Source organism: Candidatus Binatia bacterium (assembly GCA_036493895.1).
Lineage (GTDB): Bacteria > Desulfobacterota > Binatia > UBA1149 > CAITLU01 > DATNBU01.
Genome location: DASXOZ010000053.1, coordinates 17,469 through 44,007, shown reverse-complemented (window position 1 = coordinate 44,007; position 26,539 = coordinate 17,469). Strand labels below are relative to the sequence as shown.

28 protein-coding genes are annotated in these 26,539 nt (G+C 65.6%); 22 read left to right on the top strand and 6 right to left on the bottom strand.

Going from position 1 to position 26,539, the window contains the following annotated elements; translation table 11 throughout:
* Nucleotides 1–4: 4 nt before the first annotated feature.
* From VGK20_13090 to VGK20_13055, 8 genes are read left to right on the top strand one after another with little or no spacing between them, the layout of a single operon-like run.
* Nucleotides 5–352, top strand: coding sequence for a hydrogenase maturation nickel metallochaperone HypA (locus tag VGK20_13090; GenBank protein HEY2774975.1), 348 nt, complete (start codon nt 5–7; stop codon nt 350–352).
* Entirely contained in the window at nt 345–1,064 is a 720-nt protein-coding gene (hypB, locus tag VGK20_13085; GenBank protein ID HEY2774974.1) for a hydrogenase nickel incorporation protein HypB, read from the top strand. Before VGK20_13090 ends, hypB begins: the two co-directional genes overlap by 8 nt.
* 27 nt (nt 1,065–1,091) lie before the next feature.
* A complete protein-coding gene (locus tag VGK20_13080) occupies nt 1,092–2,264 on the top strand; it encodes a hydrogenase small subunit (protein HEY2774973.1) in 1,173 nt (390 codons plus the stop codon).
* Nucleotides 2,265–2,267: 3 nt separating this feature from the next.
* Nucleotides 2,268–3,194: a hydrogenase 2 operon protein HybA gene (gene hybA, locus VGK20_13075; GenBank protein HEY2774972.1), complete on the top strand. Its 927-nt coding sequence runs from the start codon at nt 2,268–2,270 to the stop codon at nt 3,192–3,194.
* Complete coding sequence (gene hybB / locus VGK20_13070) at nt 3,191–4,411, top strand: Ni/Fe-hydrogenase cytochrome b subunit (GenBank protein HEY2774971.1); 1,221 nt, start codon at nt 3,191–3,193, stop codon at nt 4,409–4,411. Before hybA ends, hybB begins: the two co-directional genes overlap by 4 nt.
* The gene (locus VGK20_13065; GenBank protein HEY2774970.1) at nt 4,408–6,105 is read left to right on the top strand and encodes a nickel-dependent hydrogenase large subunit; all 1,698 of its coding nucleotides are present in this window, start codon (nt 4,408–4,410) and stop codon (nt 6,103–6,105) included. The genes hybB and VGK20_13065 overlap by 4 nt, the downstream gene beginning before the upstream one ends.
* Nucleotides 6,102–6,707, top strand: coding sequence for a hydrogenase maturation protease (locus tag VGK20_13060; protein HEY2774969.1), 606 nt, complete (start codon nt 6,102–6,104; stop codon nt 6,705–6,707). Before VGK20_13065 ends, VGK20_13060 begins: the two co-directional genes overlap by 4 nt.
* A 4-nt stretch (nt 6,708–6,711) precedes the next feature.
* Nucleotides 6,712–7,377: an urease accessory protein gene (locus VGK20_13055; GenBank protein HEY2774968.1), complete on the top strand. Its 666-nt coding sequence runs from the start codon at nt 6,712–6,714 to the stop codon at nt 7,375–7,377.
* A gap of 304 nt (nt 7,378–7,681) precedes the next feature.
* Here VGK20_13055 and VGK20_13050 read toward each other — a convergent pair whose 3' ends face one another.
* Complete coding sequence (locus tag VGK20_13050; GenBank protein HEY2774967.1) at nt 7,682–8,806, bottom strand: glycosyl hydrolase family 17 protein; 1,125 nt, start codon at nt 8,804–8,806, stop codon at nt 7,682–7,684.
* Between the two features lie 329 nt (nt 8,807–9,135).
* Here VGK20_13050 and VGK20_13045 point away from each other — a divergent pair, with 329 nt between their 5' ends.
* The 11 genes from VGK20_13045 to VGK20_12995 all read left to right on the top strand — a co-directional run bounded on the left by VGK20_13045 (nt 9,136) and on the right by VGK20_12995 (nt 19,337).
* Entirely contained in the window at nt 9,136–9,435 is a 300-nt protein-coding gene (locus VGK20_13045) for a hypothetical protein (GenBank protein ID HEY2774966.1), read from the top strand.
* Between the two features lie 234 nt (nt 9,436–9,669).
* Nucleotides 9,670–10,173, top strand: coding sequence for a hypothetical protein (locus tag VGK20_13040; GenBank protein HEY2774965.1), 504 nt, complete (start codon nt 9,670–9,672; stop codon nt 10,171–10,173).
* Nucleotides 10,152–11,288, top strand: a complete 1,137-nt coding sequence (locus VGK20_13035; GenBank protein ID HEY2774964.1) for a ThiF family adenylyltransferase — start codon at nt 10,152–10,154, stop codon at nt 11,286–11,288. The genes VGK20_13040 and VGK20_13035 overlap by 22 nt, the downstream gene beginning before the upstream one ends.
* Before the next feature lie 22 nt (nt 11,289–11,310).
* Nucleotides 11,311–11,877 carry a hypothetical protein gene (locus VGK20_13030; protein ID HEY2774963.1) on the top strand — a complete coding sequence of 189 codons (567 nt, stop codon included), beginning with the start codon at nt 11,311–11,313 and terminating at the stop codon, nt 11,875–11,877.
* Nucleotides 11,874–12,095: a hypothetical protein gene (locus VGK20_13025; protein ID HEY2774962.1), complete on the top strand. Its 222-nt coding sequence runs from the start codon at nt 11,874–11,876 to the stop codon at nt 12,093–12,095. Before VGK20_13030 ends, VGK20_13025 begins: the two co-directional genes overlap by 4 nt.
* A gap of 1 nt (nt 12,096) precedes the next feature.
* Nucleotides 12,097–12,669, top strand: coding sequence for a hypothetical protein (locus VGK20_13020; GenBank protein HEY2774961.1), 573 nt, complete (start codon nt 12,097–12,099; stop codon nt 12,667–12,669).
* Between the two features lie 71 nt (nt 12,670–12,740).
* Nucleotides 12,741–13,091 (top strand): hypothetical protein, encoded by a 351-nt coding sequence (locus VGK20_13015; protein HEY2774960.1) that lies wholly within the window; start codon nt 12,741–12,743, stop codon nt 13,089–13,091.
* A 21-nt stretch (nt 13,092–13,112) separates the two neighbouring features.
* Nucleotides 13,113–14,231 (top strand): hypothetical protein, encoded by a 1,119-nt coding sequence (locus VGK20_13010; GenBank protein ID HEY2774959.1) that lies wholly within the window; start codon nt 13,113–13,115, stop codon nt 14,229–14,231.
* Complete coding sequence (locus tag VGK20_13005; protein HEY2774958.1) at nt 14,228–15,928, top strand: ATP-binding protein; 1,701 nt, start codon at nt 14,228–14,230, stop codon at nt 15,926–15,928. The genes VGK20_13010 and VGK20_13005 overlap by 4 nt, the downstream gene beginning before the upstream one ends.
* A 31-nt stretch (nt 15,929–15,959) precedes the next feature.
* Nucleotides 15,960–17,606 (top strand): proteasome accessory factor PafA2 family protein, encoded by a 1,647-nt coding sequence (locus VGK20_13000; GenBank protein ID HEY2774957.1) that lies wholly within the window; start codon nt 15,960–15,962, stop codon nt 17,604–17,606.
* Between the two features lie 117 nt (nt 17,607–17,723).
* Nucleotides 17,724–19,337 carry a proteasome accessory factor PafA2 family protein gene (locus VGK20_12995; GenBank protein HEY2774956.1) on the top strand — a complete coding sequence of 538 codons (1,614 nt, stop codon included), beginning with the start codon at nt 17,724–17,726 and terminating at the stop codon, nt 19,335–19,337.
* Nucleotides 19,338–19,495: 158 nt separating this feature from the next.
* Here the strand turns inward: VGK20_12995 and VGK20_12990 are convergent, their stop codons facing one another.
* Nucleotides 19,496–19,882 (bottom strand): hypothetical protein, encoded by a 387-nt coding sequence (locus tag VGK20_12990; protein ID HEY2774955.1) that lies wholly within the window; start codon nt 19,880–19,882, stop codon nt 19,496–19,498.
* Nucleotides 19,883–20,305: 423 nt separating this feature from the next.
* On the opposite strand from VGK20_12990, the gene VGK20_12985 reads away from it, so the two are divergent.
* A complete protein-coding gene (locus tag VGK20_12985) occupies nt 20,306–21,436 on the top strand; it encodes a sugar-binding domain-containing protein (protein HEY2774954.1) in 1,131 nt (376 codons plus the stop codon).
* 233 nt (nt 21,437–21,669) lie between these two features.
* Here the strand turns inward: VGK20_12985 and VGK20_12980 are convergent, their stop codons facing one another.
* A complete protein-coding gene (locus VGK20_12980; protein ID HEY2774953.1) occupies nt 21,670–22,245 on the bottom strand; it encodes a DinB family protein in 576 nt (191 codons plus the stop codon).
* Between the two features lie 53 nt (nt 22,246–22,298).
* The gene (locus VGK20_12975; protein ID HEY2774952.1) at nt 22,299–22,670 is read right to left on the bottom strand and encodes a cupin domain-containing protein; all 372 of its coding nucleotides are present in this window, start codon (nt 22,668–22,670) and stop codon (nt 22,299–22,301) included.
* A 326-nt stretch (nt 22,671–22,996) separates the two neighbouring features.
* Here VGK20_12975 and VGK20_12970 point away from each other — a divergent pair, with 326 nt between their 5' ends.
* Both VGK20_12970 and VGK20_12965 read left to right on the top strand, forming a co-directional pair.
* Nucleotides 22,997–24,592 carry a PAS domain-containing protein gene (locus tag VGK20_12970; GenBank protein HEY2774951.1) on the top strand — a complete coding sequence of 532 codons (1,596 nt, stop codon included), beginning with the start codon at nt 22,997–22,999 and terminating at the stop codon, nt 24,590–24,592.
* On the top strand, nt 24,592–25,221 hold the full coding sequence (locus tag VGK20_12965; protein HEY2774950.1) for a response regulator: 630 nt from the start codon (nt 24,592–24,594) through the stop codon (nt 25,219–25,221). The genes VGK20_12970 and VGK20_12965 overlap by 1 nt, the downstream gene beginning before the upstream one ends.
* Nucleotides 25,222–25,376: 155 nt before the next feature.
* Here the strand turns inward: VGK20_12965 and VGK20_12960 are convergent, their stop codons facing one another.
* Nucleotides 25,377–26,210 carry a hypothetical protein gene (locus VGK20_12960; GenBank protein ID HEY2774949.1) on the bottom strand — a complete coding sequence of 278 codons (834 nt, stop codon included), beginning with the start codon at nt 26,208–26,210 and terminating at the stop codon, nt 25,377–25,379.
* Nucleotides 26,207–26,428 carry a CsbD family protein gene (locus VGK20_12955; GenBank protein ID HEY2774948.1) on the bottom strand — a complete coding sequence of 74 codons (222 nt, stop codon included), beginning with the start codon at nt 26,426–26,428 and terminating at the stop codon, nt 26,207–26,209. Before VGK20_12955 ends, VGK20_12960 begins: the two co-directional genes overlap by 4 nt.
* Between the last annotated feature and the right edge of the window lie 111 nt (nt 26,429–26,539).

Here is a 26,539-nt window from a genome sequence, read left to right as displayed (position 1 = left end):
TGCCATGCACGAATACTCTCTCGTCCAGGCCCTTCTCGATCTCGTCGAAAAACAGGCGCGTGCCCATCATGCGAGCGCCGTCCATCGCGTGACGGTGCGCATCGGGGATGCCGGCGGCGTCGAGCCGTCCCTGCTGGCGACCGCGTTCGAGATGAGCCGGCCCGGCACGCTGTGCGAATGTGCGGAGCTCGAGCTGAAAACCGAGGAGACGCGCTGGGTCTGCGACTGCTGCGGAGGCCGCATCGAGACCGGCCGCCGCTTGGCCTGTCCGCTGTGCGGGTGGCCGGCGCGCATGGCCGGCGGCGACGCACTCGTGCTCGAGCGCGTAGAGCTGGAGGTGCCCAATGTGTGACGACTGTGGATGTGGAGACACCCGGATCGTTCCGCTCGAGCTGCACGAGCGCCTGCTCGCCGGCAATGACCGCACGGCGGCGCACAATCGCGAGCACCTGCGCTCCCACGGTGTCGTTGCGATCAACCTGATGGGATCGCCGGGCGCCGGCAAGACCGCGCTGCTGGAAGCGACGGCACGGAACTTCAAGGGTCGCGAACGGCTCGCCGCGATCACCGGAGACCTCGAGACCGAGCGCGACGCCGACCGCGTGCGCGCAGCAGGAATCCGTGCCGGTGCGATCACGACCGGCTCGGCGTGCCACCTGGACGCCGAGATGGTCCATCATGCGCTGCACGGCGATTTCGTTCACGACGCCGACTACCTCTTCATCGAGAACGTCGGCAACCTCGTGTGTCCGGCCATCTACGACCTCGGCCAGCAGGCCAGCGTCGTCGCGCTGTCGGTCACCGAAGGCGAAGACAAGCCGCTCAAGTACCCGGTGATGTTCCGCAACGCCGACCTGGTCGTCGTGACCAAGATCGACCTGCTGCCTGCGCTTCCCGAGTACGACCTTGCGGCACTCGAGCAGGCGCTGGCCGCCGTCATGCCGGTCCCGCGCGTGCTCTACGTTTCGGCGAAAACGGGCCGGGGAATCGATTCATGGATGAGCTGGATGCAGCGGTTGCGCAGCCCGCAGCCGCTCGAGACGGGAGCCACGATGCCTGGCTGACATCGCGCGCGGCCACGGAGGTGTGCCATGTCGCTCAAACGATTCGAGTTCCCCGACGAGCCGAAGTCCATCGGCAGGCAGCTGATGCGCTCCGGCGTCACCAGACGCCAGTTCATCGAGTTCTGCATGAAGCTGATGGTGGTCGCGCCGGCCGGCATGGTGCTGACCAGCCGCGCACATGCGGCCGATGTCGCCCGCGCCGTCGCCAAGGCGCGACGGCCGTCGGTGATCTGGCTGCACATGCAGGACTGCACCGGCTGCACCGAGTCGCTGCTTCGCACCTCGGCGCCCGACCTCGGCGAGCTGATCCTCGACCTGATCTCCCTCGACTACCACGAGACCCTGATGGCGGCCGCGGGGACGCAGGCCGAGGCCGCGCTCGAACAGGCGATGAAGGAGAACTTCGGCAAGTACATCCTCGTCGTCGAGGGATCGATCCCGAGGAAGGACAACGGCATCTACTGCAAGATCGCCGGACGCACCGCGATCGACCTGCTGACGGATGCTTCGAAGGGCGCGGCAGCGATCATCGCGATCGGATCGTGCGCGTCATGGGGCGGAATCCCGAGCTCGGGACCGAATCCGACCGACGCGGTGGGCGTCACTTCGATCGTCCACGACAAGCCGATCGTCAACCTGCCCGGCTGCCCCGCCAATCCGTACATCCTGCTGGCGACGGTCCTCGAGTATGCGGTGGTGGGCAAGCTTCCGGCGCTCGATGACCTGCACCGGCCGTTGTTCGCGTACGACCGGGTGATCCACGACCACTGCCCGCGGCGTGCGCATTTCGACTCCGGCGAGTTCGTTCGCGCGTTCGGTGACGAGGGGCATCGCAAGGGCTGGTGCCTCTACATGATGGGGTGCAAAGGTCCGGTGACGCACGCTTCGTGCTCGACTCGGCACTTCAACGAGACGCCCGACTGCTGGCCGATCGGCATCGGCGCGCCTTGCTACGGTTGCACCGAGAAGGACGTCGCGTTCCACGTGCCACTGTTCGACACCGTGCGACCGCACGACATCGCGCCGCCCGCCACGTACGCGCCGATCCACACGGACCAGGGAACCACGAGCAAGGTGGCCATCGGTCTCGGCGGCGCCGTGGTGGGGGCGCTGGTCGGCGGCGGCCTGGTGGCAGCGACCAAGGTCTCAGGAGCGAAAGACGAACCGCCGCCCGATTCCGAGCGACCGGGCAAGGAGTAAGCCATGGGCATCTCCAGACGTTCTGCGCTGAAAGCCCTCGCCGGAGCTGCCGGATCGATGGCGGCGGCGGCGGTGGTTCCATCGGTGTGCAGGGCATCGTCCGGGACGCCTGCCGTGGACGCGAGCGGCTACGACGGGATGCTCTACGACGCGACACGCTGCATCGGTTGCAAGGCGTGCATGGTGGCCTGCAACGAGGCCAACGACCTCGAGCCCGACACCGGCGCGTCTTCCGAGCGATGGCAGATGCCGCTCGACCTGAACGAGCACACCAAGAACATCATCAAGTGCTATCGCGACGAAACCGGCGACAAGTATTCGTTCGTCAAGCGCCAGTGCATGCACTGCATCGATCCGGCCTGCGCCGCGGCCTGCATGATCGGGGCCCTGGCCAAGCGTGAGCACGGCATCGTCACCTACCAGGCCGATCTCTGTGTCGGGTGCCGCTACTGCGAGATGGCCTGCCCTTTCAACGTTCCGAAGTTCGAGTGGTCGAGCCTGGCCGGCAAGATCGTCAAGTGCGAGCTCTGCAAGGATCGCATCGCGGTCGGTAAACAGCCTGCCTGCACCGAGGTGTGTCCGACCCACGCGGTGATCTACGGCAAGCGCGGCGAGCTGCTGGCCGAAGCGCACCGGCGCCTCGAAGAGCAGCCCGAACGTTACGTCAAGCACGTCTACGGCGAGCACGAGGTTGGCGGTACCCAGGTACTGTACCTGGCTGGCGTCGACTTCGACCTGCTCGGCCTGCCGGCCTACGGCGACGAAGCGGCGCCCGCCAGGCTGCGCTCGATCCAGGAGACGATCTACCAGGGCTTCACGACTCCGTTCGCGCTCTACGCGGTGCTGGCCGGAGTCATGTGGAAAAACCGCAGGACGAGCGGCGATGACGATGACCGCGACGAGCCTGCGTCCGAGGAGGAATCGTCATGAGCGCCACGCCTCGTCCCGAGCCCCTCGGTGGCCGCATCCTGACTCCGACCGTCGTCGGCCTGCTCGGCCTCACGGCGCTCGGGGTCGCCATGATTCTCTATCGCGCCGCCGTCGGTCTCGGCGGCGCAACCGCCATGAACGACGGCTACGCGTGGGGATTGTGGATCGCGTTCGACGTCGTCACCGGAACCGCGCTCGGGTGCGGCGGCTACGTCATCGCGATGCTCGTCTACATCCTGAACCGGGGGAAGTACCATCCGCTGATTCGACCCGCGATGCTGACGAGCGCGCTCGGCTACACGATCGCCGCGTTGTCGGTCATGCTCGATCTTGGCCGGCCGTGGATGACGTGGAAGATCCCCATCTTCGTCTGGCAGTGGAATGCCCAGTCGGAGCTGCTGGAAGTCGCGCTGTGCATCATGACCTACACGGTCGTGCTGTGGTTCGAGCTCACACCGGCGATGCTCGAGCGTGCAACGACGGCACGCTGGCCGGTCCTGCGCAAAGTCGCCCGCGTGACGCTGCCCAAGGTGAGAAGCTCGATGCTGTGGGTGACGGCGCTCGGCGTGCTGCTGCCGACGATGCACCAGTCCTCGCTCGGCGGACTCCTGCTGCTTTCCGGGCCGCGGCTGCATCCGCTGTGGAACTCGCCGCTTTTGCCGCTGCTGTTCCTGTTCTCGTGCGTGCTGATGGGGTTCGGGGCGGTCGTGATCGAAGGGCTGCTCTCCGCGCGCTACCTCGGCGCGCGCTCCGAGATCCCGATGCTGGCCGATCTCGGCCGCATCATCGTCGGGGTCGCGGTCGTGTTCGTTGTCGTCCGGCTCGCGGACGTCGCGATGCGCGGCCACTTCGGCGACCTGCTGCGGGGCGACGTCTACGCGATCATGTGGATCTTCGAGGTGCTGCTGCTCGCGCTGGTCGTGGCGATGCTCGCTACCGATGCGCAGCGAAAGAACCCCGCCAACCTGTTTCGCGGAGCGATGCTGCTGCTCTTTGCCGGCGGACTCTACCGCTTTGACGTCTTCCTGCTCGCGTTCTCGCCGGGACCGGACTGGCACTACTTCCCGAGCGTGCCCGAGATCCTGATCACCCTGGGCCTCGTCGCCGCCGAGGCCGCCATCTACATCATCTTCGTCCGCACGCTGCCGATCCTTTCCGCTCTGCCCGGGCGTCCGCCGGGGCCTGCCGCACCGAACGCGGCAAGGGGGCTGTCATGACTCGCCTCAGCATTGATCCGATCACCCGCATCGAAGGACACCTGCGCATCGACGCCGTCGTCGAGGGCGGCAAGGTGAACCAGGCGTGGGCCTCCTGCAGCATGTGGCGCGGCATCGAGCCGATCCTGCTCGGCCGCGATCCGCGCGATGCGTGGTTCTTCACGCAGCGTTTCTGCGGCGTCTGTACGACGGTGCACGCGATCGCTTCGGTGCGCGCCGTGGAGGACGCGCTCGAGCTCGAAATTCCGCTCAACGCGCAGTTCATCCGCAATCTCATCCTGATCGCACACGGCCTGCACGACCACATCGTGCACTTCTACCACCTGTCGGCGCTCGACTGGATCGACGTCATGACGATCCCGAAGGCCGATCCCGCCAAGGCCGCGCAGATCGCGCAGAGCCTGTCGGACTGGCCGAGAAACTCGGTCCAGGAGATGGCCGCCGTACAGAAAAAAGTGCTCGCGCTGGCCGACAGCGGACAGCTCGGCATCTTCACCAACGGCTACTGGGGTCATCCGGCGATGAAGCTTCCGCCGGAAGTGAGCCTGCTCGCGCTCGCGCACTACCTGCAGGCGCTGGAGATCCAGAGGAAGGCCACGCAGGTGGTCGGGATCCTCGGCGGCAAGTCGCCGCATATCCAGAACCTCACGGTCGGCGGCGTGATGAACGCCATCAACCTCGATGCCGGCGGTGCGTTCAACATGGACCGGCTCTACCTCGTCAAGGACCTGCTCGATGACGTGATCCCGTTCGTCAACCAGGTCTACCTGCCGGATGCCTGCGCGATTGCCGCGTTCTATCCGGAATGGTTCGAGTACGGCGCCGGCGTGCGCAACTACCTTTCGGTGCCCGACCTGCCGATCGACACGGCCTCGACGCAATTCGACCTGCCGGGTGGAACCATCATGAACGGCGACCTTGCGAGCGTTCGCGCGATCACCGGCTCGCGCGATCCGTGGCTGCGCGACAACGTCGTCGAAGACGTGACGCACGCCTGGTACAACGGCAAAGGAGCCAAGGCGCCGTTCCAGGGCGAGACGATTCCGCACTACACCGACTTCGAGGACGACGGGAAGTATTCCTGGGTCAAGGCTCCGCGCTTCCAGGGACAGCCCGCGCAAGTCGGGCCCCTCTCCTCGGTGCTCGTCGCCTACGCGCTCGGCCATGAGCTGACGCGCAAGCATCTGGACGGGGCGCTGGCCACCGTCTCGACGATCGCGAAGAAACAGATCGGCATCGATGCGATGCAGTCGACGATGGGCCGTTACCTGGCGCGTGCCGTGCGCTGCGCCGTGCTCGGGGATCTTGCGCTGAAGCACTGGCAGCTTCTGGTCGGCAACGTCGCCAAGGGCGACCTGGCCGTCTGCAACCCGCCGGCGTTCGGGACCGGTACGTTCGAGGGCCTCGGAATTCACGAGGCGCCGCGCGGAACGCTGTCGCACTGGGTCGTCGTCGAGAACGGACGCATCAAGAACTACCAGGCGGTAGTTCCGACGACCTGGAACGCGAGTCCCCGCGACGAGCGCGGCGTCGCGGGACCTTACGAGGCCTCGCTGCTCGGCAACCCGGTGGCGGACGCGACGCGGCCGCTCGAGCTGCTGCGCACCGTGCACTCTTTCGATCCGTGCATGGCATGTGCGTGCCATACGCTCGATCCCGACGGAAAAACGCTGGCAACAGTGAGCGTGCGATGAACGCGGCACGTGCAGAGCTGGCAGTCGCGCCGATTGCCGTGATCGGCATCGGCAACGTCCTGCTCGGCGATGACGGTTTCGGACCGGCGGTCATCGCTCTGCTCGCCGCGCGCTGGTACCTGCCGGTGGACGTCGAGCTGATCGACGCGGGAACCCCCGGCCTGGACCTTGCCGGCCTGCTGTGCGGTCGCGATTACGTGATCTTCGTCGATGCAGTCGCGGCGGCCGCCGAGCCAGGCACGCTGTGCTGCTTCCGAAATCACGAGCTCTCGGCAGCGCTGGCGCTGCGCCCACGCGTGAGCGAGCACGACCCCGCGCTGGCGGAGGCGATTGCGATTCGCGATTTCGTCGGGGCCGGCAGGCTCGAAGTGCTGATGGTTGGCGCGACTCCCGAGTCGGTGGGTATCGGCGTAGGTCTCAGCGCGGCGATGTCTCGCGCCGCGTCGGCTGCCGCCGAGGAAATCGCAAGCGAGCTGGCGCGCTGCGGGATCCGACCCGTCCAACGGCCTGCGGCGCGGATCTCCGCGGATTTTCCGTTCGATTCCGCCGTCTTCCCGTTCGATTGCGCAGCGCACGCCGGCTCTGGCGCGCAAGGAGGCTGAACCGATGCTCCCGTCCATGATGCTTTTCGGTTTCGTGCTCGGGCTGCGGCATGCACTCGAGGCCGATCACGTCGCGGCAGTGGCCGCGATGGCGACCAGGACGTCGTCGCGCCGCGAAATGCTGCGGCTGGCGCTCGGCTGGGGAACCGGTCACACGCTGACGCTGCTCGTAATGGGCGCGCTGGTACTGGCAGCCGGAACCGCCATTCCCGACGGCAGCGAACGGTTCCTCGACCGTATCGTCGGCGCCGTGCTGCTCGTGATGGGCGCCGGCGTGCTGCGACGTGCCTGGCTGAGCAGAGTTGACCTGCACGTGCACGAGCATTCCGGTGGCCTAAGGCACCTGCACCTGCATCATCATGGTACGGACGGTGCGCACGACCACTCACACCGCACGCCTGGCCGCGCCCTGGCGATGGGGACTCTTCATGGACTCGCCGGATCGGGGCCGCTGCTCCTGCTGATGCTGCCGCAGTCGCATTCGGCGGCCGGAGTGCTCGCGAACATCGCGATCTTCGGGATCGGATCGATCGGCGGCATGCTCCTGTTCTCGATGGCTCTGTCGCTGCCGCTGCGTGCAGGCGCGCGGATCGGCGGCCCCGCGCTCGGCCTGCAGATGGTGCTGGGCTCGGCGACGGTGCTCGTCGGGGTGCGGGCGCTCGTCATGTGAATGGGGCGCCGGACGGCGATCCGCGATTTCGTGAGCGCGGCCGGCGCCGGTCTCAGGCAACGCGACGTCCGAAGAGGGCTGGTAATACTGGTACGGCAACAAGGACGGAGGAACGGTGCCCGAGCACTTCGACGTCGCTGCCTTCATCGCGCGCGGGCGCTGATGCCCGGAGAGGGCCGGGAGAAAGGCTACGGGAGCCGCAGCGAGTGGATCTCCGTCGCTGTCACTCTTCAATGCAAAGGGATGGCAAAGGATTCTTGCGTCGAGCCGGCAGCAATACCTGATCAATGCCGAGACGCTCCGATTACCCGCCCGCAAACACTCCAGCCGTTGTTTTTGGCGTGCGATCGCTCCGGTATATCCCCCAGTGCGGCTCTACCGGAAGATTCTGCTTCCAAGCCTGATCGAAGGCCTCGAAGGCAGCAAATCGAGTCTGCGTCTGGAGCAGCGCGGCGAAATAGTTTTTCTGGTTCTCCTCGCTCAGCCCGGTGTCGCCAGCGCTCGGCATTCCGGTCTCCTTGAACATCACGAATCGGCCGGCGCCGCTCGCTGTCAGCAAAGTTTGATACTGCTCGACAGACCAGGCGGCAGCCGAAGCGGCGTCGCGTTTACCGGCGAAGTATGGGTGCGCGTTTGCGAACACCCAATCGCCGAGGCCGCGCATCTCGGAGGCCGAGTGCCCGGCCACGCCGTCCAGGTAAGCGCCAATGGGCTCACTGCTCGTGACTGGCCGGCAGGTCTCGGTGCGTAGACTGGAGACCGCGGAAAGCAGGTCGTCCCAGGAGTAGGCGGCCCCGCAGCAGTACGGGTTTGTCAGCCCCTCGTTCCCGACGTTGTAGGCATCGGCGCATTCGGACGCGGCCACTGCTCCGGCACGTTCGACCTCGCTTCGCGGGTCCCAGATTCCCATGATGACGAGCCCGAAGCCGGCGGCCTTGGCCATGCAGGGGATATCGGCCAGCACATGATCGGCGCCGTAGGTCACGATGCAGTCAAAGCCCGTACTGCGGAGCAGGGCAAGGTCGTCGGAGACGCTCTTGGCAGTCGGGTACTGACCGGTGTTGGGGTTCCAGTCGCCGCTTGGTGAGTACGCTACGCAGCGCGAGGCGGCGAGTTTGCCAACGAAGTCGGGAACGTCCGCGGCGAAGCACGACGGCGAGAGCGTGGTCGTGCTCGTGACCGGCGGACACGCGCATTGAGCACCGGCGTCCAGTCCGACCGCTGTCTTCAGCACGATGAGGGCGTCCCTCGCAAGAACGGTCCCGCTGCAATCGACGTCACCGCAGGGACTCGCGGCTGACGCAATGCCGCCCACCGGCGGCAGAACCGTCGCGAGGACAAAGAGTGTGGTGACGAAAAAGCGTGCTGGTACGACGGCCGCCGCGATGCCTGAGTTCGCATGCTTCGATCGACCGACGTCGTCGTTCATGGATGAGCCCTCCGGTTCTCGACGCTGCGCCAGAATGATTGTGCGTCTCTTCCGGTAGTCGCTGCCGGCAGCCGAAGAATAGCACCGTGCAGCGCCCTGTCGACAAGAAAAAACCTCGTCCCTCGTTCTCGTACCGCCGGCCGCTCCGGGTGGATGGCCGTTCAGTGGGCCGCCACGTCCGGCGAATGTGACCGCACGACCAGGCACGCCGATCGACGGTGCGCGGAGCATTTCTGCGTGCGACCTTGCATTGCACTGCAGGACCGCGTTCCCGCCATGCAATGGAACGTCGATGTCGGCCGGCGCGAAACGCCGCCCAGGGGTGTTCGATGAGTTCCAGACCAGGAGAGCACTTCAGGTACGCCACGTTTTTTCGGTCTTTCTGCCTCAGCTTCAGCATCGCCATGCTGTGCCTGGCGGCGGTGAACTACGGCACCAGGACCGGGCGAGAAAAAGTATGGGAAGAATTCATGGACTTGCACACGCCGAAGAACGCGGTCTTCGAAGCAGTCTTCCCGCCGCGCTGGAAAACGGAAGAAGGTGCTCCGGCGCCTGGCTGCATCCCGTTCGTTCCTCGCGAGTTTGAAGAGTTTCTCACGAAGCCGAATCGAAGAAGCGATGCGACCTGACGCGGCGGTGAGTTCCTGATCTTCGCATAACAAAGTTTCGCGGCGTGTGGGAGTTGCTCACGCCGACCGGTCTTCGGCGACCAGTTACTCAGGATTCGCTCTCACCTGCTGAAAGATGGGATCACATTCAAAAGATGGGGGTGTAGGAATGTGCCCGGACTCAACGCGCGACTTTGGCCCGACCGGCATCGTCATCGGGGACGGCGACCGGTCGCGGCAGGGAGGAATGTCCGGATGGCGCACCTTTGGTACCTCGAGGACGAAGAATGGGTCGCCGAGCACCTCGCGGCCGAGCGTGCGCTGGCAGAATGGACAGACGACGGTGCGACGATCGTCCGCATCGCATCGTCGGCGCACGGGCAACGCGGATACGCGCTGCTCGACCTCGCGAATCGTGTGCGAATCAATGGGGAAGGCGTCGCAACCGGCTTCCGGGTACTCCGCGATCGCGACGAGCTACTCTGCGGCGACGGTCGCCGCCTGTGGTTCTCGGCCGAGAGTCTCGCGGAGCCGATCCGGTTTCGCGGCGGAAGCGAGGAGGAAGGAACGCGCTGCCCGCGCTGTCGTGGCAACATCGAGGTCGGCACGACGGTGGTCGCCTGCCCGGTCTGCGGCGTCCTCTACCATCACGCGGAAGAAAGGCCTTGCTTCGCGTTTCATCGTGAATGCGTAACTTGCGGCGGACCGACTCTCGAGCCGGGTGAGGCGACGTTGGGATGGATGCCGTGTCGCCTCTGATGGGGATGCGGCCACCGCAAGGGATCACGGCCACGGCCGCGCCGATCGCGCTCGGGTCGATCGCGGCGGGTCTCCTCATGATGGAGATCGAGCGTATCCAGCAAGGAAGGATCGACGGCTCGATTCTGGGGATCGAGAGTTTCCACGACCTGGCCGATCGGGCCGCGCAGACCTCACGCCTCGTTCGCAATCGACGCTGTCGGTTCGACCACACGGCCGATCTTCCGGAGTTCGTCGCCGACCTCCACACGAGCGAGCTGGCGGCCGGGGTTCGCGGCGCCCGCAACATCGCCGTCTTCGGACGACGGTTCGTCAGCACGGTCGGCTGTCCCCGCTGTCCACGCGGCGTCGCTCACGTATGGCGTTTCGTCCGGGACGCGGAGAACTGCACGGCGTCGTGTCCGTCATGTGGGGAGTGCCTCGTCACGAACGGGATGGATCTTCTCGACGCGTTGCCGCTCACCGATCTCGCGTCACCGCTCGGCGAGATACGGCTCGCAAAGCTGGGGCTGCGAGTTGGCGATCTCCTGCTTGTGGAAGGAGCCGAGGCCGTGCGCTCCTTCGAGTACCGGCCCGATGCGGAGTCTGACGGGATCGTCGATGGTGCGGGCGACGCCATTCGTACGCTCGTCGTCGTTGGTCTCGGAAACATTGGTTCCAACCTGGTGGATGCCATCGTTCGGAGCCTGTCCCCGCTGACCGACCGGCTGATTCTCATCGACCCCGACACCTACGAGGCAGCGAACCTTGCGGGTCAGCGAATCGACGCGAGCGACGTCGGACATCCGAAAGCCATCGTGCAGGCCCGCTACGCGCTGCGGCGGCGGCCTTTCCTTTCCGTGGTGGCGTACGTTTCGCGGGTCGAAGAGGTGCCTCCCGGCGTGCTGCGCGGAGCCCTTGTCGCAAGTTGCGTCGATTCCCGGGCGGCGCGTCAGTCGATTGCCGAGATGGCGTGGCGGATGGGAGCTCCTTTCGTCGATGCCGCCGTGGACGCAACGGTTCCCGCCGTTCGCATCGCCGGCTACCGGCCGGGGCCCGACAGCGCGTGTCTCGAATGTGCGTTTCACGATGACGACTACGCGGCTATCGAGCAGCGCGTGGCCTGTGTTTCCTGAAACGGCCGAAACGGAGGCTCTGATGGATGGCATTACCAAATCGTTCCTGGCGACGCAGCTCGACGAGGCCATGGCGATGGCGGCCTCGTCCGACCTCGTGCGCCTGGCCGTCATCGGCGGGCCCGAGCTCCTCGTCGCGGAATTTCGTTGTCGTGGGCTCGTGCGAAGCGTGGCGGGCAACATCGAGGAAGCGGACCACTTCGTCGTGGGCTTCCACTTCGCGGCGGACTACCTGAGAAGGGTGCGACCGCCGGAGGTGCTGACCTGGATCGAGCCGGCTTCGATCTGGCACCCGAACATCGGTGGGCCCCGCTCGCCGACGGGTATCTGCATCGGCAACATCACGCCGGCCACGCCACTGGTCGACCTGCTCTATCGGGTCTACGAGCTGATCAGCTGGCAGTCCTTCACGCCGGTCGAATACGACGCGCTCAACATCGACGCCTGCTCGTGGGCTCGGGCAAACCTCCACCGTTTTCCCATCGACGGCCGGCCGCTTCGCTGGCGCGGCTCCCTCGCGGATCCTGCGTTCATGCCGGATCCCGCATTGCCCGGTTCGCTTCTCGACTCGATGGAGATCGTCGGATGAGCCGGCCGCGCGAAATGCGCAGTCCGGCCATGACGCGCATCGGACGCATTCGCGCGCTGCTGGACGAAGTGGCCACGAGCGGTTACGGCGCGGCGCCGGCTGCTGCTGCATTGTGCGCGGCGGCGGTGCTGCGCCTGCCAGTTACTGTCCCCGCTATCGGAGGCAAGCTGCAGCGAAGCTATTGTCGCATCAGCAGGAACACGCGATGCGGAGGATGAGATGACTGCTACCGCAATTCTCCTGGACGAGCTCGAGCCCGATTCGTCTGCGACGGCCGCGCCGGAGGAGACGAGTGTGTCCGAAGATGCATATCACGCGCTCGCCGCGGAGCTTCGCGCGCGACTTGCGTGCCCCGTCGAGCTTCGGTTCCCGCTGGGCGTCACCGTGGAGATCGACGTGCCGGGCTCTTGCGCTTGCGCTTCGTGGCTGGCGCAGCGTCGCCGTGTGCGCCTTCCGATCGTGATGGACGCGCCGGCTCAGGCGCCGGCATGCCGCGAGGCTTTGTCCCTGTTGCTCCAGCGCGCGGCGGCAGCCGTACGTAAAGTGACCAGCGACGCGTCGAGCCCGGCCCTGGAAGTCGTCGTCGACGGCGATCTCGATTCGCCGGAGTTCATCGAAAGGCTCGTGAGCGCTTTCGAAGCGATCACGGTAGCGGCGCGAATGGTCGTCGCGGAGTCGGGAGTCCTCGCCACCGACGAGGTGATCGCGACGCGTTACTGTGCCCGGCACGACTCGAAGTCTTCGACCCACAGCGCCCGCGCGACTTCCAACGACACGGAATCAATCCCCTGACCGAATGAACGCAGCAACCCCGGGCGACGGCCGGCAAGACCGCGCGCGGCAGACGAAATGGAGAAATAACGATGAGCACGACTGCAATGATGGAAGACTTTGCGCCGCTCGAGCTGACGGCGAGCGACGTCAGCGGGCAGCGCCGCGTCCAGGTGCGCAACGTGGCCGGCAAGGCGACGGTGGCAGAACTGGTGCGCAGCCTTGTTGCCAGGCTCGGCCTGATCCGCGAGGACGCCGCGGGGCGCCCTCTTACATATCGCGCACGCCTCGAGCGGCAGGGGCGCACGCTGAACGGCAGCGAATTGATCGGCGAAGCGCTCAAGCCACAGGACAAGATCTCGCTGTACCCTCACATCCAGGCCGGGGGCGGCGCCACCGGTCTGGCCGCGGAGGACGAGCGCAGCCAGATCGCCGACTTCTGATCGGGACGTCGAGAGAGAGCCGTGACCGCGGATCGAAACTATCGCTATGTCGCCGAGTATCTCACCGAGGACGGTGTGGACCTCGGCACGATGGGTCTCGGTCCGGACTTCGGGCCGGCGTACGAATGCTGCCACCTCGCCGGCGTACGCGCCGGACTCCTCTCCTCGACGGCCGCGCTGCCGCCGGGCGGCATCGTCCCGGTCTGGGCCGACGAGGCGGGAGCGCCCTACGTCAGGTCGCTGCGCGTGAGCATGGAGGCAGAGCGAGGCGATGACCCGGTGGTTGTCGACCTCGTCGCTTCCCACTACCTGCGTGCTGCGGTTCGTCGCGGCGCTACCCGTCTCGTCGAGCAGGGTCGCATCGCCGCCGGCGCCTTCTATCGAAGCTGCATCACCGCTTACGCTGTTCGCGGTGAGTCGTCGCGCTCCACGGTGTCCGCTGTCGATTCGGGTGACAGCCAAGGTCGCGACGGCGAGCTCGCCTTCGAGATGAGCAGCGACGAGGACGCGGTGCCGATCGTTCCGCGACCTCTCGAGTCTCTTCTGGCTGGTGCGGGGCCGGACGACGCTGATCCTTGTCCGGTTGTCGTCCACTCCGTGGTCGGTCGCGACCTGCTTCGACTTGCAGCGGCAGCCGGCGAAAACGAATGCGGCGCCGGGCTTCTCGGCCATCTCGCTCGCGACGAAAGGAGCGGACGAATCTTCGTCGAGGTGACGGCGCTGGCTCCGGTGCGCGGCGGTGTGTCGGAGAGGCGCTCGTTCGTGTTCACCGACGAGTCCTGGGCCTCCATCCACGAGATCGCGGCGCTGCGTGGCCGCGGCGAGCTGCTCTGTGGGTACGCGCATTCGCATCCGAATTTCTGCGCAAAATGCGCGCCCGAAAAGCAGGCCGGCTGCGCTGCAGCCCGGCCGTTTTTCAGCGAGGATGACGTTCATCTGCAACGCACGTGCTTCCCGAAAGCGTGGCAGGTTGCCCTTCTCGCCAGCGACCTCCCGAGCGAGGGGCGGGTGCTCAACCTGTTCGGCTGGCAGGACGGTGTGGTCACGGCCCGTCCATTCCTGACTGTCGCAGAGACCTCGACAGACATCGTCACTCCCCCCGCAGCCTCCAACGATGAATTGCAAGGAGCGCACCCATGAGTCGTCGTAGTCCGAATCCGTCAGTCGAGATCGATCCCGCCGACGCCGCCTCGATGTTGACGGCCATCGTCAGCGGGGCAGTGGCGAACGAAAGCATCCCCGAACTGGCCAATATACATTGCAGCCTGAACGACGACGGCGGGCGCACTCTGCTCGCGACGCTCGCACTCGAGATGAACGAGCGGGCGGCCAGGCTTCGTCACGTCGAAGGCGTGATCGAACAGCTCCGTGCCCTGGTGGCGAAGCTCGAGAGCTCACCGTGGTACCCGGCCCGCGTCATCGACACGTCGGACCTGGCACGGACGGGATACATCCTGGTTGCAATGGGTGGTTCTCAGCGACTGGTGATCGCATCGGATCGCGTCGACCCCACCAGTTTCCGGACCGGGGATCTCGTCTACGTCAGTCGCGGCGGCGATGCGGTGATGGCGGTGGCTTCGCCCGAGCTCAATGTCGGAGGAGAGACGGCTGCGTTCGACCGCGTACGTCTCGACGGCCGCATCGTGGCCAGGATTCGCGACGAGGAGATCCTGCTCAGGCGAGGAGCCGGCCTCGACGACGTGACTCTGCGCCGCGGAAGTCTGCTCCGGATCGACCGCGGGGCCCAGCTCGCCCTCGAGTATCTCGGCGAACAGAACGAAGGCAGCGGCATGTTCGTGGACGATCTCGACCAGGAGACGACCATTGGTGGTGGCCGGCGCGCCCGCGAAACCGTCAAGCGGCTGGTGGACGCCCTGACCGCACGCCTGGTCGCGCCGGATCTCGCCGATCGTTACGGCCTGCGTTCGCGTCGCGCAGTCCTGCTGAGCGGGCCGCCGGGAACCGGCAAGACCCTGGCGGTGCGCAACGCGATCAAGGAGCTTGCGCGAATCGCCGGTCGTCCGTGCCGCCTGGCAATCGTTCGCCCCGGTGAGTTCGAATCGCCGTGGGTGGGAGCCACCGAGGACAACATCCGCAGCACGTTCGCACGCCTGGCGCTGGAAGCCGGCGACCAGCCCGCCGTGCTTTTCCTGGACGAGATCGAGTCGATCGGCCGCGCGCGTGGCGCTTCGCTGTCGCACCTCGGCGACAAGTTCCTCGCGGCCCTGCTGGTCGAGATCGACGGTCTGGTGCGTCGCGGCAATATCGCCGTGATCGCTGCGACCAACCGGCGCGATCTGCTCGACTCCGCGTTGCTCGAACGTATCGCGGAAATCGACATCGAGGTCCCGAGGCCCGACCTCGAAGCGGCCCGCGAGATCTTTGCGGTGCACCTGGCCGAGGACCTTCCCTACTTCGAAGGCGATCGCGGCGCGGCCTGGAGCAGGCGGCAAATGATCGATGCGGCCGTCTCCGCGCTCTATGCGCCGAACGCCGGCGCGCGGATCGCGACGATTCACTTCCGCGACAGCACGACCCGCGCGGTCGAGGCTCGCGAGATGATCAGCGGCCGCCTGATCGAGCAGATGTCTCACCGCGCGCGCGAGCTCGCTTATCAGCGTGCATTGGCGGGCGCAGTGGCGGGCCAGGACGGGGGAATCGGGCCCAACGACATTCGCGACAGCGTTGCGGAGACGCTCGACCGGCTGCGCTCGATGCTGACGATCCACAACGTGCGATCGTGGGTGAACGACCTGCCGGCCGAAATCGACATCGTCAAGGTCACTGCCGAGAAGCCGTCGGTGGCAAGGCCGTATCGCTACCTGCGGGCAGCCTGAGCGCCGAATACAAAAGGAATGGGAATGGTCCATGCGCAGCGCATCGACGATCCGACCCGATTCTCTCCCTCCGCTGGCCCCCACGGTGTGCGGCGCGGACGTAGAGCTCGCCAACTTCATCGTCGGCGCGGATTCGGTCACTGATCGCTCCCGCGAGGCTGCGCGACGCGTCCTCGCGCATGTCATCGGCGTGGCACCGGGCCGATTCGCTGCCATCGGGCATGACTTCGGCGACACCGGACGAGATGCGTGGGAGCAGGTGGCCGCCGAGCGCACGCGCGTGTGGCTGGCGACCAATGGCGGCTGCATCTACATCGACATGGATCACGTGGAATTGTGCCTGCCGGAGGTGTCCAGCGCGTTCGATCACGTGGCGGCCTGGCATGCGATGATCCGTATCGCGCGCGACGCCGCGGAGCGCGCATCGGAAGGTCTGCCCGACGGCGAGTTCGTCGAACTGGTCGCGAACAACAGCGACGGACAATCGAGCTCCTACGGCGGTCATCTCGACTTCCTCGTGCGCCGGCGCACGTGGGATGAAATCAGCCGGCGGGCCGGCTCGCTGTTGTTCCTGGCCTCTCACCATGCGTCGAGCATCGTCTATACCGGAGCCGGAAAGGTCGGTGCCGAGAACGGGCGTCCGCGTGTCACGTATCAGCTCTCGCAGCGCGCCGACTACATGGAGTCTCTGTTCGGGTACCAGACGACGGAGGCACGTCCGCTGGTCAATACCCGCGACGAGCCGCTGTGCGGCTACAGGCTCGATTCGCGCAATCCCGACAGCCTCGCACGCATGCACGTCATTCACTGTGACACGGGCCTGTGTCACGGCGCCCAGGTCCTGCGTGTGGGCGTGGAGCAGATCGTGCTGGCGATGCTCGGAGCGGAGCACGTCGATCGCAGCCTCCTGCTCGAGGATCCCGTCGATGCCATCGTTGCGTGGAGTCACGACATCAAGCTGGGCCGGCGGGCCACGCTCGTTTCGGGCGAAGAGGTGACCGCCGTCGAGCTGCAGCGTCGCTATTTCGACGTGGCTGTCGAGGCCCACGCCCGCGGCGCATTCCCCGAGATCCCGCGGGTCGACGAAATCCTTAGCCTGTGGGACGACACGCTGTCGAAGCTGGCCGGCGGAGATCTTGCTGCCCTCGCGCCGCGTCTGGACTGGGTTCTCAAGCTGGATGCGATCCGATCGCTGCCCGCCATGCGCGACCGTGAGGAGCGCGCGGAGGCAGCCAAGCATGCCGATCTTCAGTACGCCGCGGTCGATCCCGACAGGGGACTGTACTGGGCCTACGAGGATGCCGGCCTCGTCGAACTCCATGCCAGCGACGAAGCGATCGCTCGCAGCGTGGTCGAACCGCCGGCCGATACGCGGGCGTTCGCGCGCGCGCTCGTCCTTCGGACCTTCGGCGACGAAGTGCGCGACGTCAACTGGGACTACGTTCGCATCCGCCCTGCCGACGGAGGGCCGGATTTCGAGCTGGCGCTCGACGATCCGCGTGACCCGGCCTTCTCACGTCCGCTCGAGCGGGACGCGACGCCGGCGGAGGAAGCGTCCACCGAGACAAATTTCCAGGATCGATCTTTGCAGAAGCCGACAACCCGACCGGAGGAACCCCAATGGAACAACGTGAACGACCGATTCCCGAAAAGCAGGCGTCCACTGTCCCCGCCGTAGACGGGGCAAACGATGACGTGCTGCGCGCGATGGCTACGCTTCTCCAGACCGCCCGCGAGGCCGTCAACCAACGCCTGTCCGACGATTCCCGCCGTTACCTTCGCGCGGCCAGGCAGCATGGCGGCCAGTAACCCGCCGTTGCCCGTCGCGCTGTTCGGGGTGGAGACCGAGTATGCGCTCTCGTTGTGGAACCAGCGCCGGAAGACGATGCCCACGGAGCATGCGGCGGAAGTTCTCCTTCAACAGATGAGGCTGCGCCCGCGTCTGCCGCGGGACGAAGTCTCGGGGTTCTTTCTGAGCAATGGTGGACGCTTCTACGTCGACTGCGGCGCGCATCCCGAGTACTGCACGCCGGAGGTCACGAACCCCACCGACGTTGTACGGCACGTGGCCGCCGGCGACCGAATGCTTGGTGAGGCCGTAGCCGCCGCACGGGAGTCGGATCCACGTCTCGTGCGCAGCCTGCTGACGAGAAGCAACGTCGATTTCTCCGGCAGCGAAAATACGTGGGGACAGCACGAGAGCTACCTGTGCCGCAGGCACATCGGGGAAGTGGCCAACGGACTGGTCCCGCACATGACCACGCGGATCGTTTACTCGGGCGCCGGCGGTTTCGACAACCGTGGCGCCGGGATGCACTTCGTCCTGTCGCCGCGCGCGATGCACCTGTGTGCGGTGATCTCGCCGTGCAGTACCGACGCGCGCGGGATCATCCACACGCGCGACGAATCGCTGTCGAACCCTCCGTGGCATCGTCTTCATATGACCTACGGAGAGGCTCTTTGCTCACAGCTCGCGCTGTTCCTGAAAGTGGGGACGACATCGCTCGTGGTGCTGACGCTCGACTACAACCCGCAGGCCTTCGCCGCGTTGGCACTCGCGGATCCTCTCGCTGCCGCCCACGCGGTCGCGCGCGACCCATCGGTGCGAAAGCCGCTAAGGTTAGCGGACGGGCGCGAACTCGGTGTCGTGGATATCCAGCGCGGCATCCTCGAGGTCGTCGAACGCTACGCTGCCGAGCTCACGTTCCCGGACTGGACGGACGATGTGTGCCGGAGATGGCGCGGCATCCTCGATGCGTTGTCACGCGATCCGATGGAAACGGTCGGAAAGCTCGACTGGACCACCAAGCTCGCCCTGTATCGCGACCGGCTCGAGCGCGCGGGTTTCACGGAGGACGAGCAGGCCCGCTGCAACGAAGTTCGGGAACGGGTAGAGGCCGCACCGCCCGAGGAGCAGGATCCCGGCGGCGCGAAACAGCCGCATCCCGCGCGTCTTCACAAGGCGACGACCTGGTACGACGGGAACAAGCTGCGCATGGCCCATCGCGAGGCGGAGCGCGCCGGGATGAGCATGGATCAGCTCCAGCGCTTCGACCTCGTCCGCAGCCAGCTCTTCGAAGTCGATTGCCGCTTTGCTGCCCTCGGAGACGAGGGAATCTTCGAGACGCTGGATTGCGCAGGCGTGCTGTCCCACCGCATCGTCAGCGACGAGGAGATTGCCCGCGCAATGGTCGAACCGCCGCAGGACACGCGCGCGCGGCGACGCGGACGCGCGGTTACGGAGCTCGCGGATGCGGCGGAAGAGGAGTCACACTGCGGGTGGACGTATGTCGTTCACGGAGGCCGCCAGCTGGCTCTGCACGATCCTCTGCGCCACGACGTCGAGTGGGAGCCAAGGGCCGCACTGGATGGGGATGAGCCCGGAGTGGAGGTGGTCGCTCTCCCGTAGTCGCGTGCGCCCCGCGGCGCAATGCAATGGTGACGCGTCGGCTGCGCGGAGCGCGTTGCAGGGAGCGGCCGCCGCATGCCGTCGGGCATGCGGCGGCCGCACCGTCTGCTGGCTGGCGTCGCGCGGGCGAGGCTGCTCTCGGGCAGGCCGACGCTCTTCTAATTGGTCAACTGACGTTCGCGGAGCGCAGTCCGCAGCCTGGCCTCACCGCGGCGCGAGACCGCGATGCCTTCCAGGACTCCCGCGACTTCGATCAGCACGATGCGGCGCTTTCTCCCAGGCTCGGGAAGGGCGACGACGAAATCCAGGTTCACGACCACACCAGGCCCGACTTCCATGAAATTCTCCTTCGGGTAGATGGCGCGCAGGGCCGCGCGGACACTTGCGAAGCCGACGAGCTTCATCGCACCCTTGTTCGCGGTGCGTACCACGACCGCGTTCACACCGCGGGGAATCTCGGAGAGATAGCGCGCGTAGAATACGGTTTCGGGAATGCGTTTGGCGAGGACGAGATAGGCGACATCTTTCTGGTGCAGCAGGAACATGTTGCTCGGCCCCTGGAATTTCCTGCCTCGGAGCAGCGTGAGCGGCGCCTGCAGAACCGGCGGCGGCGTGGCGAAGACAGACGGCATGGTGAAATCGTGCGGCTCAGACATGAGTTCCCTCCTCATGAATGGACGGAGCGACTGCCGCACATTTGGAAAGGCTGGCGCGGCATCAGGCCGGTTCCCGGGTGGTCCCGACGGGGCTGCGGGATTGCCGACGCGACGGCATTTACAGGCCCGGGAATAGATTTGCAATGGCTGGATCATAATCCGATCAAAATCTTGTTACGGATATCGATTCGAGAATCGATCGATCAGCTTCTGATTCCCGTGTGAATCTGTTTGCTGCGGGCCGCGGGCCGGCGTATCTTCGCAGGATAACCGCGGCCGGCAAGTACTCGTATTAGATAAGGAATACGCACCATGGCCAGGCTGTCACCCGTTCGTTCGGTCCGATCCCGTCCCCCCGCCAAACGCCCCCAGTGGCAGCTCGGCGAGGCCTACCTCATGGGGGAGGCTGCGCGAGGTTTTTTCATCGAGGGCCTCTCGCAGAAAGAGCTCGGGATCCGTCTTCAACTTTCACAGGCAAGCATTTCAAGGCTCCTGACGCGCGCCCGGGAAGAGGGGATCATCGAGTTCCACCTCAAGCCGCGGCCCGAGCACGCGCTCTCGCACGAGCTCGCCGACAAGTTGCGGGAGACACGTGTGAAAAGGGTCGTCGTCGTACCCGGCGGCAGCGGCAAGAACGAAGGCAACCTCGCGGGGCCGGCGGCTTCGATCGTCCTGGAAGAGCTGAAGAGGCTGCGGGACGCGGAGATCAGGATCACGGCAGCCGCCGGGCGTACGGTGCACGCAGTCTTCGAGTCGCTGATCTTCGGCCTGACGTCCCAGCCCGCCGCGGAAACGCGCGGCCGCACGCTCGAGTTCTACCCGGCCGTCCTCGGCACCGGGCACTCCGTCGACCTCAGCTACCCGGCCACTCAGGCGACCACGCTGGCGCTCAGCGTCAATCGCGCTTTCGGCGCCGACTATCACGGCGACGATAGCGGAGACGAGGGCAGGGTGCGGATCAAGGCCTGCGCGCCGTCGCTACCGGGCAACTTCTACTCGTTCGACGCCGCCGAGCGCGCGAAGTACCTCGAGCGATACGGAGTGAACAAGATCATGAAAGCCGCCGGCGCCGCTCAGCTCTTCGTCGTTGGTATCGGCAACGCCCAGGGCAAGCGTTATCTCGACATCCTCGGTCAGATGAGCAGCGCGATGGTCAAGCGCGTGATGAAGGACGCGGTCGGCGAGATCGCGTGGGTTCCGTTCGACGCTGAGGGCAACGTCCTCGCCGACATTGAGCGGGATCTCGTTGCGATCAAGCCGCGTGAGTTGCGCGAGCATGCGGCAAGTTCGTCGCGACAAGTGGTCGCCGTAGCCGGCGGAGCTGACAAAGTGGGCTCGATTGAGGCTGCGATGATTGATCCGTGCTTCTCGACGTTAGTGACGGATGTCATAAATGCTCGGCGTCTTATCGATAGTAAGAGGGTGGGCGGCGCGGGGCGCTAAAGGATCGTTCCGCGCCAATCAACGCGCTGATTGAAGGATCTTTTCTCGAAGGCCCGGCGCCCGACGGTATTCCGTCGGAGAAAGTGTGGACGATCCACAGGGATCGGAAGACGAGGAACGCATCGCCACGCGCCATCCAAGAGGGGCGCTGCTCTACGACCCGCTCCGACGCTCGCACTCGCCTCGGCGCGACTGCCGAGCTTACGCTTCCGTCGCTCAAGGGCGCGCGTTCCTCAATCCGACCAGATCTCGTCTTCGCGCAGCCCCAGCACCGCGAGCTCCTCGGCCCTCAGTGGCGCCTCTTCGGCGAGGAAGAACTCGTCGAGCTGGGGCGGCTTCACGGCCGTGCCGGCGAGCATCGCGTGGGCCTGACCGCGGTGGTGAATCTGGTGCTGGAACAGATGGGCGAGCACACATACGAGCGGCTCGCGCTGCACGTGGTCGTCGCGCTGGATCGATACGGTCCATGATAGATCGGTGAGGCCGGCGCAGAGCGCAACGAGCCGCCGGTCGACCTCGCGCTGCGCCGGCGCGAGTGCGGCGCAAGTGGCGAACGGCGAGGGCGGCTCGAAGAAGCGGGCGGCGGCGGAGTTCACCGGCCGCCCGTGGGCGGCACGCTCGAGCGCGTCGGCGTACAGCCAGTCGACCGTCACGATGTGGTTCAGCGTATCCTTCAGCGACGGGAAGAAGCCGGTGCGCGGCGCGGCAAACTCCGTGTCGTCGAGCCCCGCGCACGCGCGCAGGAGTCGCAGGTTGGACCACGCGTTGTTGCAGGCTTGCGCGTGGAAATAATGACGGAGGTCGTTCATGCGCATCCCTCGCCGGAAAGCGTGTGTCACCGTGAGCAGCGGGTCGGTCCGACTTACTCCCGCCAGGGCAGATCCAGGACTTCCCCGTCGCGAAGGGTAACGATGCCGCCAATCCGCGTCGCGTTGACGAACTCGGTGCGGCTGTCGGCGAAGATTTGATGCACCTTGTGCGCCGGCAGAATCATCGTATCGCCGGCCCGATAGGGAATCTCCTTTTCGTCGAGCGTCGCGCGTCTCCTTCCGGACAGAAGCAGCACGACATCTTCGCTGTCGTGCGCGTGCGGCGGCGTGGCGGCATCCGCGTCCATGTGGCCACGCCAAATCTCGATCTGGTTCGCGCCGCGGCTCGGCGTCGCGAGGCCGATCGTGTGGTTCCCGGCCAGGGAATGTTCGCGGTTCTCGTTATCGCGAAAGATCGACATCATGGAAAGCGCACGCGTCCTCCGGGCCGTGTCCAGCAAAGCGCAGTGCCGTCTCCCTGGGGCTGCGCCGAAGCATTTCCTGGCAAAAACTTCGGTCGAGCCTCGATGAGCCGGCCCTCGGAGGCCCCGACCGTCAGATCGAATTCACGTAGTTTTCCGGTCTATGCGTTGAGACACCGCTGCGCTAACGTTCTGGACGCAGGGGTCTGGCACCTGCAGGTTTCGATTCCGGACGGGCAGGGGAAGAGTCTGCGCGAGCAGGCGAGGCGGCCGATATCATGAAGATCCGACCCAAATCGACGGGTTCCACCCCGGGCGCGCGAGCATCGGTGGTTCGGCTGGCCGTGCCGTCGTCCGCCACGAGGGTTCCTCCTTCGCAGAAAGTCGCAGGACATGGGTCTGGCGAGATCGGAACGTTGACAGACGATCTCGACAACCTGCTGCTCAGCAGCAAAATCGCCATGCTTCAAGTGGACCGCCAGAAGTGCATTCGGCGTTTCACTCCGGCTGCGACAGCCCTGTTCAGCCTGTTGCCGTCCGACATCGGAAGACCGCTTCGCGACCTCTCGCAGAAATTCACCGACGTCACGTTCTTTCCCGATATTCGGATGGTCCTGGACGGCGGGGACGCATCGAGGACGGAAGTGCAGTCGGAGGAAGGGCATTGGTACGTACGCCAGACGCTGCCCTATCTCCTGCGAGATGGCGTTGTCGAGGGCGCGGTCATCACGTTCTCGGACGTCGCTGCCGACGCGCTCCAGGAGGCGCGGTTCTACGCCGAGGCGATCGTCAATTCGGTGCGCGAACCGCTGCTCGTCGTCGACGGAGAGTTGCGTGTGCACTCGGTCAATCAGCCTTTCTCCGAGCTATTTCATGTCTCCCGCGAGGAAGTCATCGGACGAGCGCTGCACGAGCTCGACGCAGGCGTCTGGGATCGCACAGACCTGCCGCTACTCCTCAGGGGTGTTCTGGAGACTGGCAGCTCGCTCGACGGCTTCGAAGTTACCTACCAGTCGGTGAGCCTGGGCTCGCTCACGCTGGTCCTGAACGCGCGAACGCTGCATCGCGGCAGGGGCAAGTCGGATCTGATCCTGGTGTCCCTCGACGATGTCACGGAGCGTCGGCGCACCGCACAACTTCTGCACGAGAATGAAACGGCCCACCGCGAAGCGGAGCAAGTCCGGGAACGACAGCTCGAGCTCACGAACGCGCTGCGGGTAAGCACCGTCGGCGAGCTTGCGACCGGGCTTGCGCACGAGCTCAACCAGCCGCTGTCGTCGATCTCGAACGTGGTGGAGGCCTGCCGCCGTCACGTGCTCGCGGGGACCATCGATGCCCCGAAGCTGCTCGAGCTTCTCGCCGACCTTGCCGGCGAGGCGATGCGTGCCGCAGGTATCGTCGCCCACCTGCGCAGCTTTGTCGAAAAGGCGGAACCGCAACACGAGCCCGTGGATCTGGGCGAGATCATCGCCCGCGTGCCCCACCTTTTGTTGCGCGATATGGAGCGGTCGCAGATCTGTCTTCGCGTCGAGTTCACGTCGGATGAACTTCGCGTCCACGCCGACAGGATCCAGATCGAGCAGGTCGTGGTGAACCTGATCCAGAACGCGATGGACAGTATCGAGCAATCGGGCAGCTCCCGGCGCGAAATCGAGCTGAGTACCCGCCGAGTCGGTTCGGCAGCGGAGGTCAGTGTTCGGGACACCGGCACGGGCATCACCGAAGATGCGGCCGAAGGAATGTTCGAGCCGTTCTTCACGACCAAGGCGAAGGGACTCGGAATGGGACTGGCGCTCAGCCGTTCCTTCCTCGAATCCCATCGCGGCCGTATCTGGGTGGAATCTCCGACGGACGGATCAGGGGTGATCGTGCGTTTCTCAATACCGCTGAGCCAGCCGGAAGCTCCGCTCCAGGCGCCGATGTGATGACGGACGCGGCAGTTGCAACTGTTTTCGTGGTCGACGACGACGCCGCCGTGCGCAAATCGCTTCGCGAGTTAATGACGTCGGTTCCCCTGCCGGTCGAAACCTTCGCTTCCAGCCGCGAATTCCTCGATTCCTACGACCCGGATCGTCCGGGATGCCTGGTCCTCGACGTTCGACTGAAAGAAGGAAGCGGGCTCGACCTTCAGGACGAGCTCCATCGGCGTAACGTGCAGCTGCCGGTGATTGTTCTGACCGGGCACGGGGACGTTCCCATGTCCGTGCGGGCGCTAAAAGCAGGGGCATTCGACTTTCTACAGAAACCTCCTCCGCCCGCCGTGCTTCTCGAGAGGATTCAGGCTGCCATCGAACGGGACCAGGCCGCCCGCGCTTCGGCGGCCGGCACCCTGGATACCGTGGAGCGCCTGGCATCGCTGACTCCGCGCGAGCGCGACGTGATGACGCTTCTCGTGGCAGGCGAAACCTCGAAGGAGGTCGCGTCGGATCTGGGAATCAGCGTCAGGACAGTCGAAGGCCACCGGCGCCGGATACTCTCGAAACTCGACGTGACGTCGGCCGCGCAACTTGTGCGCGTGGTACTGAGCGCCAAGGGTGCACAACCCGTCGGCTGAACGTGGACTCGGCCTGGTCTCGCGCTCAGTTGACGGACGCGGCGCGTTCAGAGCGAATATCGGAAGCGATCGGACCTTTGTTGACGGGTGCGGCGATCGACGCCCTGCCGGACTCGAATCGAGTAGGGCGCCGATCGCACTTCGACCGTACTGTATCAGTGCTCACCGCTGTTGCCTGACCCGTTCGGTCGCCCACCGCCGCCGGACTCATGTGCTGGCTGCGAGTGACCCTCAGACTCGTGCCCGTGTCGATAGGGCTGTTCGGACCGGTGCTGCTGCGCGTGCTGCGGCTGCTGGTGGTGCTGCGGCTGTGCGGCCGGAGATCGTTGTTGCGAATGCCCTGCAGGAGCCTGTTGCTCATGGTGTTGCGGCTGCGCAGCGCGGGTCTGATTGCGGTGCTGTTCCGACTGCACCGTCTCGGACCTCTGCTCGTGGTGCTGTGAGGGATAGGCCGGTGAACCGTGACCCGGGTGTTGCATCTGCATACCGTGCTCCTCGCCATGGCGTTGTGACTGCGCATCCTGCTGGCTACCCCAAGTCCGATGGCTGTCCCAGTACCTGGTGCTCTTCCAGCTGTTCCAGTTCTGCTCGACATGGGAGTACGGCATGCGCTCGTAGTTCCACGGCTGTCCGCGCCACTGGTGGCTCCGGTAACTGTCTCTCCAGTCGTGAGGCACGCCTCCATAGAACGCGGGGACGCTCGAGTAGGCGTCCCATCCACGGTCGTAGTAGTGGGACCGGTACCAGTGGCCCTGCCACGGCCGCCACCACCAGCCATCGACGAAATAGAGGTCTTCGGCCAGGTCGGGGACCGCATAGACGTAGGTGTCGGGCAGGACAACGAGCTGCGGCGGGGCGGCAAACGCGAGGGTTGGCAGTGAGATTCCGACCTCGACATGCACCTGGGCGTTGGATGCCGCGACCGGCAGAATCGCGCCGGCAGCCGCGATGGCCGCGAGCGCGAGCGCAGATAGATGGAACGTCTTCATGATGCTCCGTGCTTCAGGTTGTCGAGACTCTTTTCGAACTTCGCGATCTGTGCCTCGGCCGCTTCTTTGGCGATGCCGTACTTCTGCTGGAGCAGCCCGGCGAGCTTCTCGCGTTTTCCGCCGATCAGTTGCAGCTCGTCATCCGTGAGCTTGCCCCAGTGTTCTTTCAAGCCGCCCGTCAGTTCCTTCCATTTGCCTTCGATCTGATCCCAGTTCATCGCAGTTCTCCTTTCGATGTCGTCGGTTTTCGTTGTCGTGACTGTCATCGGCCGCGGAATGCGATCCTGGGAGCGGACGAATCGGTGTCGTCCGGCAGTTCCAACGCATCG

Coding starts and splice junctions, on each gene's coding strand:
- VGK20_12985 (HEY2774954.1), top strand. CDS start 20,306: ATGGCCAGGCTGTCACCCGTTCGTTCGGTCCGATCCCGTCCCCCCGCC.
- VGK20_13045 (HEY2774966.1), top strand. CDS start 9,136: ATGAGTTCCAGACCAGGAGAGCACTTCAGGTACGCCACGTTTTTTCGG.
- VGK20_13030 (HEY2774963.1), top strand. CDS start 11,311: ATGGATGGCATTACCAAATCGTTCCTGGCGACGCAGCTCGACGAGGCC.
- VGK20_12955 (HEY2774948.1), bottom strand. CDS start 26,428: ATGAACTGGGATCAGATCGAAGGCAAATGGAAGGAACTGACGGGCGGC.
- VGK20_12965 (HEY2774950.1), top strand. CDS start 24,592: ATGACGGACGCGGCAGTTGCAACTGTTTTCGTGGTCGACGACGACGCC.
- VGK20_13005 (HEY2774958.1), top strand. CDS start 14,228: ATGAGTCGTCGTAGTCCGAATCCGTCAGTCGAGATCGATCCCGCCGAC.
- VGK20_12960 (HEY2774949.1), bottom strand. CDS start 26,210: ATGAAGACGTTCCATCTATCTGCGCTCGCGCTCGCGGCCATCGCGGCT.
- VGK20_13055 (HEY2774968.1), top strand. CDS start 6,712: ATGCTCCCGTCCATGATGCTTTTCGGTTTCGTGCTCGGGCTGCGGCAT.
- VGK20_13060 (HEY2774969.1), top strand. CDS start 6,102: ATGAACGCGGCACGTGCAGAGCTGGCAGTCGCGCCGATTGCCGTGATC.
- VGK20_12975 (HEY2774952.1), bottom strand. CDS start 22,670: ATGATGTCGATCTTTCGCGATAACGAGAACCGCGAACATTCCCTGGCC.
- VGK20_13050 (HEY2774967.1), bottom strand. CDS start 8,806: ATGAACGACGACGTCGGTCGATCGAAGCATGCGAACTCAGGCATCGCG.
- VGK20_13020 (HEY2774961.1), top strand. CDS start 12,097: ATGACTGCTACCGCAATTCTCCTGGACGAGCTCGAGCCCGATTCGTCT.
- VGK20_12990 (HEY2774955.1), bottom strand. CDS start 19,882: ATGTTCCTGCTGCACCAGAAAGATGTCGCCTATCTCGTCCTCGCCAAA.
- VGK20_13090 (HEY2774975.1), top strand. CDS start 5: ATGCACGAATACTCTCTCGTCCAGGCCCTTCTCGATCTCGTCGAAAAA.
- hypB (HEY2774974.1), top strand. CDS start 345: ATGTGTGACGACTGTGGATGTGGAGACACCCGGATCGTTCCGCTCGAG.
- VGK20_13025 (HEY2774962.1), top strand. CDS start 11,874: ATGAGCCGGCCGCGCGAAATGCGCAGTCCGGCCATGACGCGCATCGGA.
- VGK20_12980 (HEY2774953.1), bottom strand. CDS start 22,245: ATGAACGACCTCCGTCATTATTTCCACGCGCAAGCCTGCAACAACGCG.
- VGK20_12995 (HEY2774956.1), top strand. CDS start 17,724: ATGGCGGCCAGTAACCCGCCGTTGCCCGTCGCGCTGTTCGGGGTGGAG.
- VGK20_13065 (HEY2774970.1), top strand. CDS start 4,408: ATGACTCGCCTCAGCATTGATCCGATCACCCGCATCGAAGGACACCTG.
- VGK20_13040 (HEY2774965.1), top strand. CDS start 9,670: ATGGCGCACCTTTGGTACCTCGAGGACGAAGAATGGGTCGCCGAGCAC.
- VGK20_13015 (HEY2774960.1), top strand. CDS start 12,741: ATGAGCACGACTGCAATGATGGAAGACTTTGCGCCGCTCGAGCTGACG.
- VGK20_13080 (HEY2774973.1), top strand. CDS start 1,092: ATGTCGCTCAAACGATTCGAGTTCCCCGACGAGCCGAAGTCCATCGGC.
- hybB (HEY2774971.1), top strand. CDS start 3,191: ATGAGCGCCACGCCTCGTCCCGAGCCCCTCGGTGGCCGCATCCTGACT.
- VGK20_13035 (HEY2774964.1), top strand. CDS start 10,152: ATGGATGCCGTGTCGCCTCTGATGGGGATGCGGCCACCGCAAGGGATC.
- hybA (HEY2774972.1), top strand. CDS start 2,268: ATGGGCATCTCCAGACGTTCTGCGCTGAAAGCCCTCGCCGGAGCTGCC.
- VGK20_13000 (HEY2774957.1), top strand. CDS start 15,960: ATGCGCAGCGCATCGACGATCCGACCCGATTCTCTCCCTCCGCTGGCC.